Source organism: Stenotrophomonas sp. STEN020, from assembly GCF_056760195.1.
Window position 1 is genome coordinate 55,782 of the sequence record NZ_JBRREI010000022.1, and the last position, 20,271, is coordinate 76,052.

19 protein-coding genes are annotated in these 20,271 nt (G+C 63.3%); 6 read left to right on the forward strand and 13 right to left on the reverse strand.

Annotated elements, in window-relative coordinates; genetic code table 11:
* Window positions 1-47: 47 nt before the first annotated feature.
* The 6 genes from ACVOLZ_RS11300 to ACVOLZ_RS11325 form a co-directional block, all read right to left on the reverse strand.
* Window positions 48-650 carry an inorganic diphosphatase gene (locus tag ACVOLZ_RS11300; protein WP_481516233.1) on the reverse strand — a complete coding sequence of 201 codons (603 nt, stop codon included), beginning with the start codon at window positions 648-650 and terminating at the stop codon, window positions 48-50.
* Window positions 651-663: 13 nt separating this feature from the next.
* Window positions 664-2,019 carry a purple acid phosphatase family protein gene (locus ACVOLZ_RS11305; RefSeq protein WP_481516216.1) on the reverse strand — a complete coding sequence of 452 codons (1,356 nt, stop codon included), beginning with the start codon at window positions 2,017-2,019 and terminating at the stop codon, window positions 664-666.
* 32 nt (window positions 2,020-2,051) lie between these two features.
* A complete protein-coding gene (locus ACVOLZ_RS11310; protein ID WP_481516217.1) occupies window positions 2,052-3,161 on the reverse strand; it encodes an NHL repeat-containing protein in 1,110 nt (369 codons plus the stop codon).
* A complete protein-coding gene (locus tag ACVOLZ_RS11315; RefSeq protein WP_481516234.1) occupies window positions 3,158-5,677 on the reverse strand; it encodes a TonB-dependent receptor in 2,520 nt (839 codons plus the stop codon). Before ACVOLZ_RS11315 ends, ACVOLZ_RS11310 begins: the two co-directional genes overlap by 4 nt.
* Before the next feature lie 303 nt (window positions 5,678-5,980).
* Window positions 5,981-6,421: a hypothetical protein gene (locus tag ACVOLZ_RS11320; RefSeq protein ID WP_481516218.1), complete on the reverse strand. Its 441-nt coding sequence runs from the start codon at window positions 6,419-6,421 to the stop codon at window positions 5,981-5,983.
* A 100-nt stretch (window positions 6,422-6,521) separates the two neighbouring features.
* Window positions 6,522-7,139 (reverse strand): hypothetical protein, encoded by a 618-nt coding sequence (locus tag ACVOLZ_RS11325; protein ID WP_481516219.1) that lies wholly within the window; start codon window positions 7,137-7,139, stop codon window positions 6,522-6,524.
* Between the two features lie 186 nt (window positions 7,140-7,325).
* On the opposite strand from ACVOLZ_RS11325, the gene upp reads away from it, so the two are divergent.
* Window positions 7,326-7,958 (forward strand): uracil phosphoribosyltransferase, encoded by a 633-nt coding sequence (gene upp, locus ACVOLZ_RS11330; RefSeq protein ID WP_481510578.1) that lies wholly within the window; start codon window positions 7,326-7,328, stop codon window positions 7,956-7,958.
* A gap of 53 nt (window positions 7,959-8,011) precedes the next feature.
* Here upp and ACVOLZ_RS11335 read toward each other — a convergent pair whose 3' ends face one another.
* Window positions 8,012-8,848, reverse strand: a complete 837-nt coding sequence (locus ACVOLZ_RS11335; protein WP_481516220.1) for an alpha/beta hydrolase family protein — start codon at window positions 8,846-8,848, stop codon at window positions 8,012-8,014.
* A gap of 209 nt (window positions 8,849-9,057) precedes the next feature.
* Here ACVOLZ_RS11335 and ACVOLZ_RS11340 point away from each other — a divergent pair, with 209 nt between their 5' ends.
* Window positions 9,058-9,465 carry a PsiF family protein gene (locus tag ACVOLZ_RS11340; RefSeq protein WP_481516221.1) on the forward strand — a complete coding sequence of 136 codons (408 nt, stop codon included), beginning with the start codon at window positions 9,058-9,060 and terminating at the stop codon, window positions 9,463-9,465.
* An 80-nt stretch (window positions 9,466-9,545) separates the two neighbouring features.
* Here the strand turns inward: ACVOLZ_RS11340 and ACVOLZ_RS11345 are convergent, their stop codons facing one another.
* The 6 genes from ACVOLZ_RS11345 to rsmD form a co-directional block, all read right to left on the reverse strand.
* Window positions 9,546-10,436 (reverse strand): MBL fold metallo-hydrolase, encoded by an 891-nt coding sequence (locus ACVOLZ_RS11345; RefSeq protein ID WP_481516222.1) that lies wholly within the window; start codon window positions 10,434-10,436, stop codon window positions 9,546-9,548.
* 406 nt (window positions 10,437-10,842) lie between these two features.
* Complete coding sequence (ggt, locus tag ACVOLZ_RS11350; RefSeq protein WP_481516223.1) at window positions 10,843-12,585, reverse strand: gamma-glutamyltransferase; 1,743 nt, start codon at window positions 12,583-12,585, stop codon at window positions 10,843-10,845.
* Window positions 12,582-12,866: a YfhL family 4Fe-4S dicluster ferredoxin gene (locus ACVOLZ_RS11355; RefSeq protein ID WP_481510864.1), complete on the reverse strand. Its 285-nt coding sequence runs from the start codon at window positions 12,864-12,866 to the stop codon at window positions 12,582-12,584. The genes ggt and ACVOLZ_RS11355 overlap by 4 nt, the downstream gene beginning before the upstream one ends.
* Before the next feature lie 417 nt (window positions 12,867-13,283).
* Window positions 13,284-13,772 (reverse strand): hypothetical protein, encoded by a 489-nt coding sequence (locus tag ACVOLZ_RS11360; RefSeq protein WP_481513534.1) that lies wholly within the window; start codon window positions 13,770-13,772, stop codon window positions 13,284-13,286.
* A gap of 38 nt (window positions 13,773-13,810) precedes the next feature.
* Window positions 13,811-14,314, reverse strand: coding sequence for a pantetheine-phosphate adenylyltransferase (coaD, locus tag ACVOLZ_RS11365; RefSeq protein WP_481516224.1), 504 nt, complete (start codon window positions 14,312-14,314; stop codon window positions 13,811-13,813).
* Window positions 14,311-14,934, reverse strand: coding sequence for a 16S rRNA (guanine(966)-N(2))-methyltransferase RsmD (gene rsmD / locus ACVOLZ_RS11370; RefSeq protein ID WP_481516225.1), 624 nt, complete (start codon window positions 14,932-14,934; stop codon window positions 14,311-14,313). Before rsmD ends, coaD begins: the two co-directional genes overlap by 4 nt.
* Before the next feature lie 202 nt (window positions 14,935-15,136).
* On the opposite strand from rsmD, the gene htpG reads away from it, so the two are divergent.
* The 4 genes from htpG to ACVOLZ_RS11390 all read left to right on the forward strand — a co-directional run bounded on the left by htpG (window position 15,137) and on the right by ACVOLZ_RS11390 (window position 20,175).
* Window positions 15,137-17,041, forward strand: a complete 1,905-nt coding sequence (htpG, locus tag ACVOLZ_RS11375; RefSeq protein WP_481516226.1) for a molecular chaperone HtpG — start codon at window positions 15,137-15,139, stop codon at window positions 17,039-17,041.
* 227 nt (window positions 17,042-17,268) lie between these two features.
* Entirely contained in the window at window positions 17,269-18,672 is a 1,404-nt protein-coding gene (gene ftsY, locus ACVOLZ_RS11380; protein WP_481516227.1) for a signal recognition particle-docking protein FtsY, read from the forward strand.
* Between the two features lie 154 nt (window positions 18,673-18,826).
* Entirely contained in the window at window positions 18,827-19,882 is a 1,056-nt protein-coding gene (gene mutY, locus ACVOLZ_RS11385) for an A/G-specific adenine glycosylase (RefSeq protein WP_481516228.1), read from the forward strand.
* A gap of 17 nt (window positions 19,883-19,899) precedes the next feature.
* Window positions 19,900-20,175, forward strand: coding sequence for an oxidative damage protection protein (locus tag ACVOLZ_RS11390; protein WP_481513528.1), 276 nt, complete (start codon window positions 19,900-19,902; stop codon window positions 20,173-20,175).
* The last annotated feature ends 96 nt before the right edge of the window (window positions 20,176-20,271 follow it).

Genomic DNA, 20,271 nt, shown 5'->3' on the forward strand with positions numbered 1-20,271 from the left:
CATTATAGGAGCAAGCCAGCAGCAGAGCCGTGAAGCCGGTTCGATGCTCAACGCGCAGGCTTGGCCCGCTGGTAGCCGGCCAGTGCCCGGCGTATCACCTGCTTGGCCTCGGCGGCATCGCCCCAGCCGTTTAGCTGGATGTCGGCGCCACCGGGTAGCTGCTTGTAGACGCGGAAGAACGCTTCGATGCGCTGGATCTCCAGCGCCGGCAGATCCTCCAACGCACGCACCTTTGCATAGCTGGGATCGACTGCATCCACCGGCACACCAACTATCTTCTGGTCGGCCTCGCCTTTGTCGACCATCCGCAACACGCCCAGCGGACGGAAACGCACGACCGCACCCGGCTGGATCGGAAAGCGGGTCAGTACCAACGCATCCAACGGATCGCCGTCGCCGGCCAAGGTCTGCGGCATCGAACCGTAGTTGGCCGGATAGGCCACCGGCATCGACAGGAAGCGATCCACCCGCAGTTCACCGTGCTCGCCGAGTTCGTACTTGATCGCGCCGCCAGCGGGGATTTCCACCACCAGCAGCGCTTCCTCCGGTGCATTGTCTGACTGCGGCAACGCGAACGGATGCAGCAGTTCACCAGCTGCCAACAACGGTGACGCCATCGCCAGCACCAAGCCGCATAGAACTGTCTGCATCGTCTTCATCTGCTCACTCCCAGCAACGGTCGTCGCGACCCTTGGGCGAGACCGCACGCGGGCAATCACGCTGCTGGATGCGCCCCTCGGTGATCTCGCTGAACTGCTTGCCGCCATCGACATTGCGGCTGATCTGGAAGGCGTCATACAGACGACCGGTTGCCGTACGCGCTTCGTAACGCAGACCCTTGTCGTCCAGCCGCAGCACCTGGAACAACTGCGTGTCCTCTGCGGTGGGCTTCATCGTCGCGCGCGCTTCCGGCGACAAGCGGTATTGCTTGGGACCGGCGACGGACGAGATGTACTGCGGCAATGCCGCACCTGCATCGGCACGGCGGCCGTAGGTGTGATCGTGGCCCTGCAGCACCAGATCGACCTTGTGCCGCTGCAGTACCGGGCGGATCTCGCTGGCAAGCACCGAGCTGTCACGCTCGGCGCGCAAGGGATACAGCGGCTGGTGCACAACCACGATGTTCCAAGGCTGGCGGCTGCTTTCCAGCACACCCTCCAACCAGGTCGCCTGCGCCTTGGCAGTACCCAGATCCAGCGCCGAAGTACCATCCAGTACCACCACGCGTAGGCCCTGATAGTCGAACCAGTAGGTCGTACTGGCAGTAGCCGCCGCACCATTGCCCGGTAGCGCGAAGGTCAGCGGCCAATGCTTGCCCAGCACGCGCCGTTCCTGCGGCGTGTCCTCGAACTCTTCGAAGTACTCGTGGTTACCTGCGGCCGGTGCGATCGCCATGCCCGGCAGCAACCAGCCACCGGCGGCGAACCACTCGCCCCATTCATTGTCATCCTCGCCGTCACCGCCACTGACCAGGTCGCCAGCAAACAGGGTCAGCCGCGCATCCGGTGCGGTCTGCCAGCCCTGCCGTATCACTCGGCTGACATGGCTGAGGTTCTTGTTCTGGGTGTCACCGAAGTACAACACCGTCAGCGGCTGCCCAGCGGCAGCGGCGGTACGGAAGTGCTGCCATGCACTCCAGGTGCCCTGCCCCTGCACCCGGTAGGCATACAGCGTGTCAGCCCGCAGACCATCGATCTGCGCACGATGGTGCTGGCTGTTGCCGTTCTCGGTCTGCAGCAGCTGGCTGCTCGCAGTGAGCTGCTGCACCTGGCCCATGTCCGGCGAGTCACCAGCCACGGTGATTTCCAGCAGCGCCGGCTGAGCCAGCGGCGCGGTACGCCACGCTACCGCGAAGCCGCTGCTGGCGTCCTGCGCTGGCGACGCGACGACGCGGTCCGGGAAGCCACTGGCCGCGTAGTGCCGACTCCCCGGCGGCACCTGCGTATTGGGCTCGGCAGCTGGAGCGGCCCCCACCGCTCCAGCTGCGCCCAACAACGCTGCACCAATCAGAACGACCAACGGCAGCCGCTTCCTCAAAGAACCATGCCCCCTCACTTGCCGCAGTCCTGCGGCAACGACAGCGCCTTGGCGATGTCACGCCAATCGAAGGCCACCACGCCCTGATCGTCATGCACCGCGTACAGCGCACCCTGCGGGAAGCGCGCCGATACCTGCTGGCTGTTCCAGATACCGTCGGTATTGGCCACCGTGTTGCCGTGGAACGAGCCCACCGGCGCCAGCGTCTTGCGATCGAACAGATGGAAGGTACTGCGCTGCTTGCCCTGCTCGGTGGTGATCCACCAGCCGCCATCACCACAGGTACGCAGCATCACGCCTTCGGCTTGCGCTTTGAACAGACCGCGACCGAACGTCTCGCCACTGAAGTCACCGGCCAGGTTGTAGACCTTGAACTCGCTGGCATAGGTTTCGTCCTCCTCGGCGATCAGCAGGCGGTCATTGGCCGGATCCCCCCAGATCGATTCGACCACGCGCAGCGCGCCCTTGGGCGAACTGTCGCCGATGCTGCGCACCAGCTTGGCCTGCACCGCACCGCCAGCGACGGTGACGTGATAGCGACGCACACGCTCGTTCAAACGCTCCAGCGCCGGCAGGATGTCGTTGCCGGCTGCATCCTCGCCATCGTCGTAGGAGTCAGTGACGTACAGGTCATAGCCGCCCTGCACCGGGTTCACCCACAAGCCATAAGGCTTGCGCAGGTCGTTGCCGGCGAACACACCCAGCGGCTTGAAATCCGGCAGCTTCAGCACCTGCACACGGTGGTTGTCGCGTTCCACGATGAACACCAGGTCGTCCTGCACGGCTATGCCATTGGGTCGGTCGAACTGACCCAGAGCGGTGCCAGTGCTGCCGATGTCACGCAGATGCTTGCCGGTCTGGCCGTCGTACACCACCAGCTTGTCGGTGGCCTTGGCGGTGGCTATCAGCCACAGCCGGCCATCGGCACCGCGCCAGCTGGCCGGCGAATCGATGTTGTCAGCCGGCGTCATCGGCGTCAGGAACGCCTCGGCTACCAAGGTGGATGGGGCAGCGGTCGCACCCTCGGCAAGATCGGCAGCAGTCGGCGGCGTGCTGGACTTCGGCACCGGCTGGCAGGCGCTCAGCACCAGCACAACGGCGCTGGCGAGCAGCGCGGCCCTCACAGCGCCACCTTCACGCCGATCGCGTAGGTGCGGCCGTATTCCTCGTTCTGCAGGGTGCGCGAGGACACGCCCTGATACAGCTCGAGCGGCTCATCCAGCAGGTTGGAGGCTTCCAGGTACAGACTCACGTTCTTGCTCAGTTTGTAGTCGAAGCTGAAGTCGAGCTGGGTATGCGGCGCGACGTAGATATCAAATGCACGGCTGTCGCCGATGGTGTCCAGGTACTCACTGCGATAGACGCCAGCCAGGCGGGTACTGAGACCACCCCACTCATAGCCGATATGCGCGCTGTAGATGTTCTTGGAGGCACGCGGCAGGTTGAAGTCCTCGCCCTCGCGGTCAGCGATGCCCGGATCGAAATCGGTATCCAGCCAGGTGCCGCTGGCACCAACCAGCAGGCCAGCCCATGCGCCCGGCAGGAAGCTCAGCTGCTGCTGCCAGTTGAACTCGGCGCCGAACACCTTGGCCTTGTCACCATTGATCGAGCGGGTCACGTCGAAACCCGGGTACTCGGAATCGATCTTGCTCTCGACCTGCACGATGTAGCCATCGATGGACTTGTGGAACAGGCCCAGCGAGATGATGCCGCTGTCGCCCAGGTAGCGCTCGAACGAGAAATCCAGATTGGTGGACTCGTACGGATCCAGGTTCGGGTTGCCGATACGCGCTTCCTTGTCGTCGCGGTTCACGGCCAAACGCGGCGAGACGTCACCGAACGATGGGCGCGCCACCGTCTTGTTGACCGAGCCGCGCAACACCCAATCATTATTGGTGTCGTAGCGCAGATGCAGACCCGGCAGCACGCTCGTATAGCTGTTGTTGGCGATACGCGGTGTCACGACAACGGTCTTGCCGTCGCTGGCGATATCCACGTCGTTGCCCGTTGCATTGAACTGGGTGTTCTCGACACGGACACCACCGATCACGCGCAGCGCACCGATGTCCCAGGTGCCCATTGCATAGGCCGAGAGGATGTCTTCACTGGCGACGTAGTCCTCTTCCAGCGAGGTCATCTTGTTGCCGGCAACGTCGCCGGACTTGGCGCTGTACTTGCTGCCGTTGGCCGCCCACCAGGCGCGCATCGCCGCCGAGCTCATGCCCTGGCCGAGGCTGCCACCGCGATGATCCAGTGTCTTGCCATTCCAGCTGGACAGATCAACCGCCGGACCGTTCTTAAGCTCCACCTCATCCACATTGACATCGCGCTCGCGCCAACGGCCCAGCACACCGAACTTGTAGCTGGCGTTGTCGCCATCAAAGCGGATGTTGAGCTGTGCACTGCGCTCGCTGTCGTCGATCTGCTTGGGCGAGAGCACCACGCGGTCGAATGCATAGTTGCTGTTGTCCATCCAGCCACTGTCACTCAGGCTCATACCCGGGATGCCACTGTTCTGGTCGAGGGTGGCCGACATATCGCCACCGTCGTAATCGAAGCGCGCTTCCATTTCGTCATTCACGCGCTCGCGGGTCTTGGTATAGCCAAGCTTGTAATCCAGCACCGCGCCGCTCAGACGATTCTCGCCACCGAGGCTGACGGCCAAGGTGTTCTCTTCCTTGGTGCGGTAGCGCATGCGCTTGCTGATGGCGTCAGCCGGCAGATCGTCCACCTGATAGCGGCCGCCGCCAAGGGCGGTGATCGAGTCCGTATCACCAAAGCCAAAGATCGTGCGCTGCCGTGTTTCAGCATCGTCGAACTGGCTGTACAGGGTCCGCAGGTAGTAGCGATTATCGTCATCCGGACGCCAATCGAAATTCAGGTTGGCACCGGTGCGTTCGCGCTCGATGGTGTATTTGCGGCGCTGCACCTCGACCGCCATCAGGTCATCATCGGCGCCGCCCTTGAAGTTGTCGTACTCCACTTCAGTGTTGTCCGATTCAAACGTGCGCTTCTGGTAGTTCACACCCAGTGCAACACCGAAGGTCTCCGCAAACACTTCGCTGTAATTGAATGCAGCCTTCGGGCTGGTTTCGCCCGAAAGCTCCTGGTGGCTGCCTTCCAGCTTGCCTTTCAAGGAGCGGCCATCACGGTCGAATGCCGATGCCGATTCCACGACCACCGCGCCGCCGATGGCATCGCCCGGCATATCCGGGGTGGCCGACTTGATCACCCGCAGGCGCTCGGTGGACTCGGACGGAATCACGTCCAGCGGCGCTGCACGCGAGGAATCCTCCGGCGTACCGATAGCGATGCCGTCTATGCTGACGCTGTTCAAGGCTGCATCCAGCCCACGAATCACCACGAAGCGACCCTCGCCCTGATCGCGGGTAACGCTGACGCCCGGCAGCCGCTGCAGCGACTCGGCAACATTCATGTCCGGGTAGTCACCCATCGAGTCAGAGGCAACCGCGTCCTGCACGCCATTGGCGTCGCGCTTGAGTTCAACAGCGCGAATCTGCGCCTCGCGCTGCGCACGTACTTCAATGCGTTCCAGATCGATGGCGGCCGCTGCCCCGCTGGCAACCGTGGTTGCGCCATCGGCCGTGGCCTGTTGTGCATATGCAGGCGCGGCAGCCATACAGGCCACCGCGGTCGTCACCGCCACCACCAAGACGCTCTTGCGCACTACCGCCCCCAATCTGTGTAAAGGATGGGTGTGCAAGGTATGTCCGTTCAGTTACGCGACAGTTACAGTGACACAGCGGGAATGTTTCAGTCTGTTGCTTTACAGGTACAGCTCGATCCAGGAAAGCCATACCGACGGTGTCGTGAGCGCCGCTGCCTGCGTCAGCGCCGCTGCTCGTTCCCGAAGTTACGCTGCTCGGCCAGTTGCGGTGCGTGGCGACAAGACCTCTCGCAACTCAATGACTGGAACGCTCGATCACCTGATCCGGATCACGCTTGCAGCGCTGCTGAAGCCCTCCACCCGCATCTCGTAGATGCCATCATTCTTTCTGCTCAGCCGCACCTTGGGGTCAGTTTTCTCGCCAAAAGAATGACCTCCCCGTACCTGCCGCCAGAGCTGACCATTGGCCAGCGCGAATTCGGTATCTCCCCGCCAGCCCCTGAACCTCCCCTTGATCACGGACTCGATGCTGCTGGCATTCTCCGCCCCCGCAGCAAGCGTGCGCTCTACCCGAAGCACACCCAGCACCTCGGCGCCAACCCCCATCTCATTGCTGGACGGGCAAATGATCACTCCCGCACGTCGCCTGCCCATGCCTCCGGGCCCCGAAGTCACCTCCCAGATACTGCGATCAGAAAGGATGATGATCTCACCAGCACGTCCTTCCAGCCCCTCGGGCAGGACTACGTCAGCCACATGGCAATCCCCGCCCCAGGCAACGCCTGGCAGCAGCAAGGCAACGCAAGTCATCCATCTCACCGCGCGCATGTACCCTCTACCGCTGCCGTGGAATGCATCAACGTCGCCGTACCATGATCGCGCCGGACTCTCCGTCAACACGCATCTCATAATCGAAGCCCCGTCGCGTCAACGTCACTCGTGGGGAATAGCCGGTTGATCTGCGTTGACGTCCATCTGTCTGCTGCCATATCTCCCCGTTCTGCAGCTGGAACAGGGTTTTTCCAGCCCATCCTTCAAAGCGTCCCTGTATCCGGCTTTCGATGTCATGGGCAGCCGGCGACGAATGCGAACCGCGCGCGCCGGTGCTGTACACCGCGTCCACTTCAGCATCAAACTCCACTTCGGGTTCTTTGACATAGCCGAACTCCGCGTCGTAGCGGACCATCCGGTAGTACACCACCTCGCCGTTCTGTCGCTGCAGCCGCAACGGTTCCAGCCGGCCACCGCCCAGATCGATATAGGCCACGCCGTTGCGGAAGATCACCTCGCTTGGATTCGCCACCTCCCGCTCCAGCGGTGGCAGTACCGGTGCGGCAGCCACAGCTCCCGTCCAAGACGCGAACAGCAACAAACCCATCCAGGCCAACACCTCATCACGCACGCGCATGCCTCCCCTGTGCTGCACTTCCGGCCCGTCACGGGCTGCGGACATCATCTCCGGAAACCACGTCATGAGCCACCCAGCACTGCAATCACGCGTCATCGCGTGGACCGGGTGCTCCCGGCACCCATCGCCTCATGCTGCCTTGGTCAGGCTGCATGGCAGCATCTGGCGGCATTGGCCGGGCTGCCCAGCCATTGGCGAGGTACGAGCGCAGAGGCGTTAAAATGCCAGCTCTCCTCCTGCTCGATCACTCCCATGAAAATCGTCGAAGTCCGCCACCCCCTGGTCCAACACAAGATCGGCCTGCTCCGCGATGCATCGATGAGCACCAAGGATTTCCGCGAGGTGGTCAACGAGCTGGGTACGCTGCTGGCCTACGAGGCCACCGCAAATCTCGAGACCGAAAGCCACACCATGCCTGGCTGGGCTGGACCGGTGCAGGTGCAGCGCATTGCCGGCGCCAAGATCACCGTGGTGCCGATCCTGCGCGCGGGTCTGGGCATGCTGACCGGCGTGCTGTCGCTGATCCCGGCTGCACGCGTGAGCGTGGTTGGCCTGCAGCGCGACGAGGAGACCCTGCAGCCAGTGCCTTACTTCGAGCGCCTGACCGGTCGCCTGGAAGAACGCGACGCGCTGATCCTGGACCCGATGCTGGCGACCGGTGGTACCTTGATCGCCACCATCGACATGCTCAAGCGGGCCGGCGCCCGCCGCATCAAGGGCATCTTCCTGGTCGCCGCGCCGGAAGGTCTGAAGGCATTGGAAGCCGTACATCCGGACGTTGAGGTGTATACCGCCGCCATCGACGAGCGCCTCAATGAGAAGGGCTACATCCTGCCGGGCCTGGGCGATGCCGGCGACCGCATCTTTGGCACCCGGGTTGGTTGAAGCCAATCCGCGCAATACGTGGCTGCGGGCATCTGCCGGCAGCCACGCCAGTTTTATCGCCGCAGCCAGTGCTCACCCGAAGCCGGCGGAGCGGCCAGTACGCCACGCGCCGGCTCGCTTCCAAGCAACTCGGCCTGCAGAAACGCGGTCCCGAGTTGCCGGGCTCTTTCAAACAGCTGCTCAGGCTCTCCACCGATCAGGTTGTGATCGCCACCGGCAAGCACCACCGCGGTCTTGCCACCCACCGGCGCGGTTTCGACCGCGTATAGGTGATCGGTTGGATCCACGACGAAGCCCGGCACCCGGTCCTCGTCGCCAGTAACAAGCAGCAGCGGCACCGCCAGCGATGCATACGACTCCGGCCCGATCAGGCCCGGGATCCTGCCCGGTGACGAGTAACCCAGCACCGCGACCACCGATGGGTCGCGCAACGGCCCCAGCTGGGACAGCGCGCCGCCGAGCGCGGTCGAAATCAAGGTCCCCAGGCTGTGCCCCGCCGCCGCTACCGGCACCCCCTGCCAATGTGCGGCCGCATAAGTACTGGCCGCACGCATGTCGGCGAAACGTTCGCCCAGGCCCTGTTGCAGCGAGAACTTTCCCCGCTCCGGATACTTGACCGAGTCCACGTGCAAGGGCGCCAGGACCACGAAGCCGGCATCCGACCAGGACTGCATCAGCCGCTCGTAACGCTCCGGCCAAGCGCCATGCCCCGAGGAAAACAGCACTACCCCGCGCACCTGTGCAGGTGCCCATATCGCCATCGTGGTGGCACGATCAGGGCGAACCTGCAGCGGGACCACGTCGGTCGGAGCGGCAACCGCCGCCACCGCCGGTGCCAGCAACATGACGCAGGCCAGCATTGCACGGCGCAGCAAAGAAGGAAGCTTCAAGGCGATACCTCTGCAGAAAGTGATGCGACGACTGTCGCCGCTGACAACGGCCAGATTCAGTGCCGGAAGTCAGTTTCTGCAGGGACGAAGGTCAACACATGGGCTCCTCAGGCACACGGCAACGATTAAAAAAGTTTCATCGCCGGTTGACGAAGATTTACTCCCCCGCAGGCGGATGCTCGCCCCACCACCCGCGAAGGAGCAACACCATGTACCGCCCCGCCTTGCTCGCCTGCCTGCTGCTGGCCACCGCACTTCCCCTAGCCGCAAGTGCCAAGACCACCGCTACGCGCACTCCACAACAACAACGCATGGCCGATTGCTCGGCCAAGAACAAGGGTATGAAGGGTGACGCCTACAAACAGGCGCAACGCAGCTGCCTCAGCACCCATGCCACTCCGGCTGCAGCCGCGGCGCCTGCAATGGCAGCACACCCGGCAATGGCAACGTCTTCGTCGGCTGCAGCGAAGCCGACGCCGATGCCTGCAGCACACACCGCCACCGCGACAGTCACCCCGCAGCAGCGCATGGCCAGTTGCAACACCGATGCCGCAAGCAAACACCTTGCCGGCGATGCTCGCAAGACCTTCATGAGCAGTTGCCTGCGCACCCACTGAGTGCCTTCGGTAGACAACAAAAAAGAGCGGGGCCTAAAGGCTCCGCTCTTTTCGTTCGCGTCACAAATTACCTTGAGAGCTCAGGCGGCCAGCGAACGCGCCTTCAACTCACCCACTTCATGGGCGGTGGCAAAGCGCCCCTTCTCATCACGAACCACCTGCGCCATCGCGCATTGCGGATCGTGGGTGAAAAACAGGTGCACATTGCGCGCCAGCTTGTCTTCCAGAAATGCCCGCTTCTCGTCGATCAGCAACTCGGCATTGCGGTCGTAGCCCATGGTGATCGGCACGTGCACCCAGGAACGGCCAGGGATCAGATCGGCGCAGAACACCACGCCACCGCGCGGCTGCCCGTTGACCCGCTCAGGACCGACGATCTCGGCCAGCATCAAGCCTGGCGTGTGGCCGTCGCTGAAGCTGAAACGCACCGACTCGCCCAATGCTTTTGAATACGCGCCGCTGACGATTTCCAGGCGCCCACTGGCTTCCAGCAATCCAGTCAACTCGGGAATGAAACTGGCCCGATCACGCGGGTGCGGATGCTTGGCCCGTTCCCAATGCTCGGCACCAATCACAAAGGTCGCGTTGGGGAACAACAGCTCCGGCTCACGGCCTTCCGACCACGGTGCCAGCAAACCACCCGCATGATCGAAGTGCAGGTGACTGAGCACGACCACGTCGATGTCTTCATGCTCGAAGCCTGCTTCACGCAGTGAGTCGATCAACACATGACGCGGCTCCTGCACACCATAGCGCTCGCGCAACTTGGGCTCGAAGAACGCACCGATGCCGGTTTCGAACAACACGGTCTTGCCACCCAGCGGGCTGGCCAGCAAGGCACGGCACGCCAATTCAATCCGATTGGATTCATCGGCCGGGGCCCATCGCTCCCACAACGCCTTGGGTGCGTTGCCGAACATTGCGCCGCCATCGAGTTTTTGCGAGTTACCGCGAATCGACCATAGTTTCATATGAAAAATTCTACCCGCTGCGCGTTAAATATTCGCAAGGATCTGGTGGCGGATAATTGACGGGAGCGGCATAGATGGGGAACGCAGTGTTGCGTGATGTTTGGGATCGGTGGGTCGCTGAGGAGCGATGGTTTGGGTTTGGGTTTGGGTTTGGGTTTGGGTTTGGGTTTGGGGTTGGGTTTGGCCCTGCCCTTGCTCTCATGCCGTCATTCCCGCGAAGGCGGGAATCGCTCTTGCTCTTCGCTCTTCGCTTATTCCCCCCACCGCTCCCCCAAGCGGAGAAGCAAGTACAAAAACTGGAGCAGGAGCGATTCCCGCCTTCGCGGGAATGACGACAAAGATCAAAAGCCGACGCCCTTCCCACAGCCAAACAAAAACCCCGCCGAAGCGGGGTTTCCTGTCGTCCTCAGTCAGCCTTACCCGACTTGCGAACCTCGGCACTGCCTACCGGGTTACGCGGATCGCTGCCGCCACTGAGTACATTGCTGCGTCGGTCCCACTCCACCGTCTGCAGGTTTCCCCAGACGTGACTGGAACCGCGGCCACCTTCGGCTGCATCACCAGGCAATTCAACCTTGTGGCCCATCGCCTGCAACTGCTTGGCAACTTCCGGCGAGAACGCACCGGTCTCAGCCGAAATCTCATCCGGCAGCCACTGGTGGTGATAACGCGGCAAGGCGGCTACCTGCTGTGCGTCCAGGCCGGCGTCATAGCCGAGGATGCCAAGCAGGACCATGGTGATGATGCGGCTACCACCCGGTGTGCCAATCACCACCACCTTGTCATCGTTCTCCATGAAGGTCGGCGTCATCGAGCTGAGCATGCGCTTGCCCTTGGCCGGCGCATTGGCGGCGTAGCCCATCACGCCGAAGGCATTGGGCGTGCCCGGCTTCAGCGCGAAGTCGTCCATCTCGTTGTTCAGCAACACACCGGTACCGGCCGGGATCAGACCCGAGCCGTACAGCAGATTGACCGTCTGGGTGCCGCCAACGCGGTTGCCTTCGCTGTCGATGATCGAGAAATGGGTGGTCTCGTCATCTTCCAGTGGCGTCGGGTTGCCCGACAGCAGGTCGCTGGGCGTGGCCTTTTCCGGGTGGATGGTTGCACGCAGCCCCTGCGCATAATCGCGGCTGGTCAGCACCTTCTGCGGGATATCGACGAAGTCGGGATCGCCGAGGAAGAAGGTACGGTCGCGATAGGCGCGACGCATCGCTTCCACCACCAGATGAGTGCTGTGCGCCTGATCCATCTTGTTCAGATCCCAAGGCTCCAGGATCTGCAGCATCGAGGCCAGCGCGATGCCGCCGGAGGACGGCGGCGAGGCGGTTGTGATCTTCCAACCACGGTAGTTGAAGACGATCGGCTCACGGGTCTTGACCGTGTAACCGGCCAGTTCCTCGGCAGTCCAACGGCCGCCAGCCTGCTTCACGCCGGCCAGCAGCTTGCGCCCGGTTTCACCGCGGTAGAACCCATCAAAGCCATTGGCGGCCAACAGCTGCAGCGTATGCGCCAGCTCCGGCTGCTTGAAGATGTCGCCCTCGGCAATCGGCCTGCCGTTGCGCAGATAGACCTCACGGGTACCCGGGTAGCGGTCCATCACTTCACGGCGGCTGGCATAACCACGCGCCATGCGTGCATACACCGGAAAACCGTCGGTGGCGACGCGGATGGCCGGGGCCAGCGATTCGCTCAGCGGCAACTTGCCATGCTCACGCGCCAGCTTCACAAGCGCCGCCGGCAAGCCCGGAATACCTGCCGACCACGGGCCATTGACCGAGCGGTCACGGTCCAGATTGCCGTTCTTGTCCAGGAACTGCTCGGGCGTGGCAGACTCAGGCGAGGTCTCGCGCGCATCCAGCATCACGTCCTTGCCGGTCTTGGCGTCGTGCAGCAGGAAAAAACCGCCGCCGCCCAGGCCCGAGCTGATCGGCTCGACCACGGCCAGGGTGGAGGACACGGCCACCGCGGCGTCGAACGCGTTACCGCCCTTGCCAAGGATTTCCATACCGGCCTGGGTCGCCAGCGAATGGCCGCTGGCAATTGCCGCGCCATCAGGGTGTGCGGCGCGGGCCGGTGCGGTATCGGCTGCCCACGCAGCCGGTGACAACACCAGTGCGAACAGCAGCAGGGAACGGGCAACGAGTTTCATGCCGTTGGATTCTCCGATTGGTAAAACTCAGGGTGATCGCGTTGCAGACCGGCCAGTTTGGCTAGCAGCTGATCTTCGGTTTCGACGATTTCCGGGTCCGGGTCGATGCATTCGACCGGGCACACCACCACGCATTGCGGCTCATCGAAATGACCGACACATTCGGTGCAACGGGCCGGATCGATCACGTAGATCGTCTCACCCATTGCGATGGCCTGGTTGGGACAGGCCGGCTCACAGACGTCGCAGTTGACGCAGAGCTCATTGATTTTCAAAGACATTGTTGCGGTGTTCCCGTCGGAGCGGGGCTTGCAACCGGCGCCTGCCGGTTCATCGGTCCTGCTGTTCATGGCCTGCCAAAGGCAGCGCCGACAGCAAGCTTACCGGATACTGGTTTTGCCGGGGTCCAAGCTCCTGCTTCCACAGCGTTCTGCGGGTGTGGATGCTGGTTTGGGTGGGTGATACCCGCCTTCGCGGGGATGACGCACTGGCAAAGGCGGGGTCGCTATGCGGCCCCGCGCCAGCTAAAGCAAAGCAAAAGCCAAAGCGATCCCCGCCTGCGCGGGGATGACGCACTGGCAAAGGCGGGGTCGCTATGCGGCCCCGCGCCAGCTAAAGCAAAGCAAAAGCGATCCCCGCCTGCGCGGGGATGACGCACTGGCAAAGGCGGGGTCGCTATGCGGCCCCGCGCCAGTGCGTCACTTGGCTTCGACGAATACGTAGTCGGCGCCGGTCGGCTTGACGATGGTCTGCACGCGGGCGTTGTCAGCGGCGTCGCCGATGAACACCACGCGCACACCCTTCATCGAATCAGCCTGCACGTCCTTGAAGCTGGTCTCGATCAGGTCGGCCATCTTGGCCGAAGCCGACGAACCGAAAGCCAGCATGTTGCCCGGCTGGATGCCACGGCCGACGGCGCCGGTAGCGCTCTCAGCCTGACGGTCGTACTTGGCAGCGAATTCCGGATCCGATTCCGGCGGCAGGTAGTACAGGAACGGACTGGCGGTGATGTTGCCCATGTTCTGCACGGCAACCGCCTGCAGGTACTTCTTCCAACCCGCGTCGTCATCCTTGGCCGGGGCGACCAGCGCCTGCTGCGCTTCGACTACCGGTGCTTCTTCTTTCTTGCAGGCGGTTACAGCCAGCACCATCGAGGCGGCAAGCAGCACGCGCATCGTGTTCTTCATGATCGTTCTCCCGTTGAAAAGTGGTGTTACTGAAAAATTTACTGCCCGCGCGCTTCGCGGGCCTTGCGCAACGCTTCGAGCACAGTTGCCGGCACGAAGCCGGAAACATCCCCCCCCAGCCGGGCGATTTCACGCACCAGCGAGGAAGAGATGAAGCTGTGCTGCTCGGAGGGGGTGAGGAACAGCGTCTCCACCTCCGGGATCAGATGCCGGTTCATGCTCGCCATCTGGAATTCGTACTCAAAATCGGACACCGCGCGCAGGCCGCGCAGCAGCACCCCGCCGTGCACCGAGCGCACGAAGTGGGCCAGCAAGGTGTCGAAGCCGACCACTTCCACATTGTCGTGGTGTTGCAGGGCTTCCACCGCCAAGGCTACGCGCAGCTCCAGCGGCAGCGTCGGGCCCTTGGACGGACTCTGCGCCACGCCGACTATCACCTTCTCGAACAGCGGCGCGGCACGGTTCACCAGGTCGATATGACCATTGGTGATCGGGTCGAAAGTGCCCGGGTATACGGCGATGCGGCGGTTGGCTGAGGTCATGCGGGTTCGGTCGCGTTCATGTCGCCGCGAAGTGTAGCAGCGGCCCGGCGATAGAGGGCATAGGCCACCTCGCGGGTACTGCCCTCGCGTCGCAACTGCCATTCCGCCGGCAGCTGCAGCGCCGCGTCAACCGGCGCTTCCACGTACAGCCAGGCATCTTCAGCCAGGTGCCGGGGTAGGCGCTCGATCACCTGTTCCCACAAACCGGCGGCGAAGGGAGGGTCCAGAAACACCAGATCAGCCTGCGCGGGCGGCGCATTGCCCAGCCATTGCAAGGCATCACCGGCAATTACCTCAACCTGTGCCGCCGCCCCCAGCTTCCCGACCACACCTCGCAGGGCCGCCACCAACTGCGGATCGCGCTCCACCAGTTGTGCCGACGCCGCACCGCGCGACACCGCTTCCAGACCAAGCGCACCGCTGCCGGCAAACAGGTCCAGGACCCGCGCGCCAGGCAGTTTGGGCATCAGCCAGTTGAACAGGGTTTCGCGCACCCGGTCGCTGGTCGGCCGCAGACCCGGCAATTCAGGAACCTGCAAACGGGTATTGCGCCACCGTCCACCGACGATGCGAACCTGCCCACTGGCGCCAGCGGGCGCCTTGCCGCGGACCGGGCTCATCCGGCCCGCACCGGCAAAGCCAATGGCAAAACGTGGCAAATCAAATACATCGGCGGCCTACATCCAACAGTTCCAAGTACTGCAGATGATAGACCAGCGCCCGCTCCGGCTGCGCCCACCTTGAAAACGGCCCATTCACCCTTACCCATGCTGCAGCCACCGCGCAGCTGCGCGACCCATCAGCAACGGAGCACCCCGACCGATGAGCAACCAGAATCACAAGGAAACCCGCGGTTTCCAGACCGAGGTGAAGCAGCTGCTGCACCTGATGATCCATTCGCTGTACTCGAACAAGGAAATCTTCCTGCGCGAGTTGGTGTCCAATGCCGCCGACGCCGCTGACAAGCTGCGGTTCGAAGCGCTGACCCAGCCCGAGCTGCTCGAAGGCGGCGCGCCACTGCGCATCCGCATCGAGGCCGATCCGGCCGCACGCACCCTGACCATCGATGACAACGGCATCGGCCTGAGCCGCGATGAGGCCATCGCCCACCTCGGCACCATCGCCAAGTCCGGCACCGCCGAGTTCCTGAAGAACCTGTCCGGCGACCAGAAGAAAGACTCCAACCTGATCGGCCAGTTCGGCGTGGGCTTCTATTCGGCCTTCATCGTTGCCGACCAGGTCGACGTCTACAGCCGCCGCGCCGGCTTGCCGGCCAGCGAAGGCGTGCATTGGTCGTCCAAGGGCGAAGGCGAGTTCGAGGTCGAGACCATCGACAAGCCCGAGCGCGGTACCCGTATCGTGCTGCACCTGAAGGAAGGCGAAGACAGCTATACCGACGGCTGGCAGCTGCGCAGCCTGATCAAGAAGTACTCCGACCATATCGGCCTGCCGATCGAGCTGCAGAAAGAGCACCACGGCGAGGAAGCTGACAAGCCGGCCACGCCGGAATGGGAGACCGTCAACCGCGCCAATGCGCTGTGGACCCGCGCCAAGTCCGAGATCAAGGACGAGGAATACGCCGAGTTCTACAAGCACATCGCGCACGACCCGACCGACCCGCTGGCCTGGACCCACAACAAGGTCGAGGGCAAGCTGGAGTACACCTCGCTGTTGTACACGCCGGGCCGCGCACCCTACGACCTGTATCACCGCGATGCACCCAAGGGCCTGAAGCTCTATGTGCAGCGCGTTTTCATCATGGACCAGGCCGAGCAGTTCCTGCCGCTGTACCTGCGCTTCATCAAGGGCGTGGTCGATTCCAACGACCTGCCATTGAACGTGTCGCGCGAAATCCTGCAGTCCGGCCCGGTGATCGACTCGATGAAGTCGGCGCTGACCAAGCGTTCGCTGGACATGTTGGAGAAGCTGGCCAAGGACAAGCCGGAAGAATACGCAGGCTTCTGGAAGAACTTCGGCCAGGTACTGAAGGAAGGCCCGGCCGAGGACTACGGCAACCGCGAGAAGGTCGCCGGCCTGCTGCGCTTCGCCTCCACCCATGACGGCAGCGGCGAGCAGAGCGTTGCCCTGGCCGACTACGTCGGCCGCATGATCGAAGGCCAGGACAAGATCTATTACCTGACCGGCGAAAGCTTCCAGCAGGTCAAGGACAGCCCGCATCTTGAGGTGTTCCGCAAGAAGGGCATCGAAGTGCTGTTGATGACCGATCGCATCGACGAGTGGCTGATGAGCTACCTCACCGAATTCGACGGCAAGTCCTTCGCCGATATCGCCCGTGGCGATCTCGACCTGGGCAAGCTTGAGACCGAGGAAGACAAGAAGGCACAGGAAGAAGTCGCCAAGACCAAGGAAGGCCTGGCCGCACGCCTGAAGACCGTCCTGGGCGAGGAAGTCGCCGAAGTGCGCGTCTCGCACCGCCTGACCGACTCGCCGGCCATCCTCGCCATCGGCGAACAGGACCTGGGCCTGCAGATGCGCCAGATCCTGGAAGCCAGCGGCCAGAAGGTGCCGGACAGCAAGCCGGTATTCGAGTTCAACCCGGCTCACCCGCTGATCGAGAAGCTGGACGCGGAAGCCGATATGGACCGCTTCAACGACCTGGCCCACGTGTTGTTCGACCAGGCCGCATTGGCCGCCGGCGACAGTCTGAAAGACCCGGCCGGCTATGTGCGTCGTTTGAACAAGCTGCTGCTCGAGCTGTCGGCCTGAGTGTAGTGCCGAGCCATGCTCGGCAGGAGCTTTCCCGACAATGCCCGTAGTGCCGAGCCATGCTCGGCAGAGGCCTTACTGGTAAAGCCCCAGCAGCTGCCCTCACCCCAACCCCTCTCCCGTAAACGGGAGAGGGGCTTCAATCAGCTGCCCTCGCGCTGCCCGCAACGTCGGTCGCCCAACCGCCGGTGGTAACATAGACATCTGATTTCAGGCCTTTTTCCTCCATGTTCAGCTTCTTTCGCCGCAAAAAGACCGACGACGCCCAACAGCCCGCAAAGCCGTCCACGCTGAGCGTTGAGGAACTGGCCGCCGCCTTCCCGCAGGCACCGTCGGCGCAAGCGCCGCTGCCGGCAGAACCCATTCAGACTGAAACCGCGCAAGCGCCGGTCGAAGCTCCTATCGCTGCAACAGCACCTGTAGAGCCGGCGACCGAAGTCGCAGCAACCGCCGCGGCGGTTGTGGAACAAGCCGTCGCAGTTGAAGCAGCCACTGTTGCAGCGGCAGTCCAGGCCGAACCCCCGGCTGCTATCGAAGCACCCTCCCCTGAAGTCGCCGAAATCGCTCCGCAGGCAGTGGAACCTGTTGCTGCTCCTGTTGTTCCGATTGCAGCACCGGCTCCCGCTCCGGCCGTAACCGAAGTTGCCGCCCCCAGCTCCCCCGACTCAGACGCAGCACTGATTCCCGTCGACGCAGCTCCCGCAGCACCGGCCGGCAAGCTCGGCTGGCGTGATCGTCTGCGCAACAGCAGCTTCGCTCGCAGCTTCGGTGGCCTGTTCTCGCGCAACCCCAAGCTCGATGACGACCTGCTCGACGAGATCGAGACCGCACTGATCACAGCCGACGTCGGCGTGCCGGCGACCACGGCGCTGGTCGAAGACCTGCGCAAGCGCATGAAATCGCGCGAGTTCGCCGATGCCAGTTCGCTGTTGGCTGCACTCCGCGCCGACCTGATCGCAATGCTCGAACCAGTCGCCAAGCCGCTGGTCATCGACCCCAATGCCAAGCCTTTCGTGATACTCACCGTCGGCGTCAACGGCGTCGGCAAGACCACCACCATCGGCAAGCTGGCCAAGCGCTTCAAGGATCAGGGCCATAGCCTGATGCTGGCCGCTGGCGACACCTTCCGTGCCGCCGCAGTCGCCCAGCTGCAGATCTGGGGCGAACGTAATGGCGTTGCCGTGGTCGCACAGGGCCAGAACGCCGATGCCGCCTCGGTCGCATTCGACGCACTGCAGGCCGGCAAGGCGCGCGGCACCAGCGTGTTGATCGCCGACACCGCCGGCCGCCTGCACACGCAGACCGGCTTGATGAACGAGCTGAGCAAGATCCGCCGCGTGCTTGGCAAGATCGATGAAACCGCACCGCACGAGGTGCTGATGGTGATCGACGGCACCACCGGCCAGAACGCGCTGTCACAGCTGCGCCAGTTTCATGCCGCTGCCGGCGTCACCGGCCTGGTCGTAACCAAGCTGGACGGTACCGCCAAGGGCGGCGTGGTGTTTGCGCTGGCCCGCGAGTTCGGCATTCCGATTCGCTTTGCCGGTATCGGCGAGCGCCCCGAAGATCTGCGCGTGTTTGATGCAGAAGCCTTCGTCGATGCACTGTTGCCGCAAGCGCTGGGCGCTTGATCTGAAGCCCCTCTCCCACCGGGAGAGGGGTTGGGGTGAGGGTGCGTCCTACGAGCAGAATCAAAAGCCTCCCTCATCCGCCCCTTCCGGGGCACCTTCTCCCGTAAACGGGAGAAGGGAATAGCTGCAATCGCCAGCCATCGCCTGCGAGCCAATGCCCAACTTCCCCAGCCAACTCCTCACCTGGTTCAACCAGCACGGCCGTCACGATCTGCCATGGCAGCATCCGCGTTCGCCGTATCGGGTGTGGCTGTCGGAAATAATGCTGCAGCAGACCCAGGTCGCCACGGCAACTCCATATTTCCAACGTTTCGTGCAGTCGTTTCCGACGCTGCGCGATCTGGCCGCCACCGACAACGACACCTTGATGGCGCACTGGGCCGGCCTGGGCTACTACGCCCGTGCCCGCAATCTGCATGCAGCAGCCAAGCAATGCGTCGAGCTGCATGGCGGAGAATTGCCGCGTGATTTCGATGCCCTGCTCGCACTGCCCGGCATTGGCCGCAGCACCGCCGGCGCAATCCTCAGCCAGGCCTGGAACGACCCGTTCGCGATCCTTGATGGCAACGTCAAACGTGTCTTGACCCGCTACCACGGCATCGCAGGCTTCCCCGGCTTGCCGGCTATCGAAAAAGCGCTCTGGGCGCAGGCCGAAGCACACGTCGCGCAGGTGCCGGCCGGGCGGATGGCCGATTACACCCAGGCGCAGATGGATTTCGGCGCAACCCTGTGCACCCGGGCAAAGCCGGCCTGCATCCTATGCCCGCTGCAGAGTAGTTGTGCCGCACATGCGCAGGGCCTGGTTGATTCACTGCCAACACCGAAGCCCAGCAAAGTGTTGCCTGAGCGCGAAGCCAGCGCCCTGCTGCTGGAAGACACCGAAGGTCGCATCCTGCTGCTCAAACGTCCGCCAACCGGTATCTGGGCCTCGCTATGGACTCTGCCGCAGGCAGATACCGATAGCGCGTTACGCGAGTGGTTCGCCGCCAACATCAAAGGCAACTACGACAACGCCAACGAGCTGCCGCTGATCGTGCATACCTTCAGCCACTACCGGCTGCATCTGCAGCCGCTGCACCTGCGCAAGGTCGCACTCACATCCAAGGTCGGTGACAATGCCGACCTACGCTGGGTAGCGCGTGACGAACTGGCCACACTCGGCCTGCCCGCACCCATCCGCAAACTGCTGGAACGTCATCCGGCGCACTGATTCGACAGGACTACACCATGCCCCGCTCCGTCTTCTGCCAATACGAACAACGCGAAACCGAGGGTCTGGATTTCGTGCCCTACCCCGGCGAGCTGGGCCAGCGCATTTTCGCCAATATCGGCAAGCCGGCCTGGGCTACGTGGTTGGCACACCAGACCATGCTGATCAACGAGAACCGGCTGTCGCCGCGCGACCCAAAGCACCGCGCCTTCCTTGAGGAAGAGCTGGTGAAGTTCCTGTTCTCTGGTGGCGCGGAAAAGCCGGCGGGCTACGTCGCGCCGGAAGCGGAATAAATCAGGACGTCGGTAGTGGGGGGGGGGCGGGGGGGGGGGGGGGGGGGCGGGAGGAACACACCGCCCCGAAGGCGGGCGGCGGAGGGAGGGGGGGAG

Coding starts and splice junctions, on each gene's coding strand:
- ggt (WP_481516223.1), bottom strand. CDS start 12,585: ATGAAACTCGTTGCCCGTTCCCTGCTGCTGTTCGCACTGGTGTTGTCA.
- coaD (WP_481516224.1), bottom strand. CDS start 14,314: ATGACCTCAGCCAACCGCCGCATCGCCGTATACCCGGGCACTTTCGAC.
- ftsY (WP_481516227.1), top strand. CDS start 17,269: ATGTTCAGCTTCTTTCGCCGCAAAAAGACCGACGACGCCCAACAGCCC.
- ACVOLZ_RS11315 (WP_481516234.1), bottom strand. CDS start 5,677: ATGGCTGCCGCGCCTGCATATGCACAACAGGCCACGGCCGATGGCGCA.
- ACVOLZ_RS11325 (WP_481516219.1), bottom strand. CDS start 7,139: ATGACGTGGTTTCCGGAGATGATGTCCGCAGCCCGTGACGGGCCGGAA.
- ACVOLZ_RS11345 (WP_481516222.1), bottom strand. CDS start 10,436: ATGAAACTATGGTCGATTCGCGGTAACTCGCAAAAACTCGATGGCGGC.
- ACVOLZ_RS11360 (WP_481513534.1), bottom strand. CDS start 13,772: ATGAAGAACACGATGCGCGTGCTGCTTGCCGCCTCGATGGTGCTGGCT.
- ACVOLZ_RS11300 (WP_481516233.1), bottom strand. CDS start 650: ATGCAGACAGTTCTATGCGGCTTGGTGCTGGCGATGGCGTCACCGTTG.
- mutY (WP_481516228.1), top strand. CDS start 18,827: ATGCCCAACTTCCCCAGCCAACTCCTCACCTGGTTCAACCAGCACGGC.
- ACVOLZ_RS11390 (WP_481513528.1), top strand. CDS start 19,900: ATGCCCCGCTCCGTCTTCTGCCAATACGAACAACGCGAAACCGAGGGT.
- rsmD (WP_481516225.1), bottom strand. CDS start 14,934: ATGAGCCCGGTCCGCGGCAAGGCGCCCGCTGGCGCCAGTGGGCAGGTT.
- ACVOLZ_RS11355 (WP_481510864.1), bottom strand. CDS start 12,866: ATGTCTTTGAAAATCAATGAGCTCTGCGTCAACTGCGACGTCTGTGAG.
- htpG (WP_481516226.1), top strand. CDS start 15,137: ATGAGCAACCAGAATCACAAGGAAACCCGCGGTTTCCAGACCGAGGTG.
- ACVOLZ_RS11340 (WP_481516221.1), top strand. CDS start 9,058: ATGTACCGCCCCGCCTTGCTCGCCTGCCTGCTGCTGGCCACCGCACTT.
- upp (WP_481510578.1), top strand. CDS start 7,326: ATGAAAATCGTCGAAGTCCGCCACCCCCTGGTCCAACACAAGATCGGC.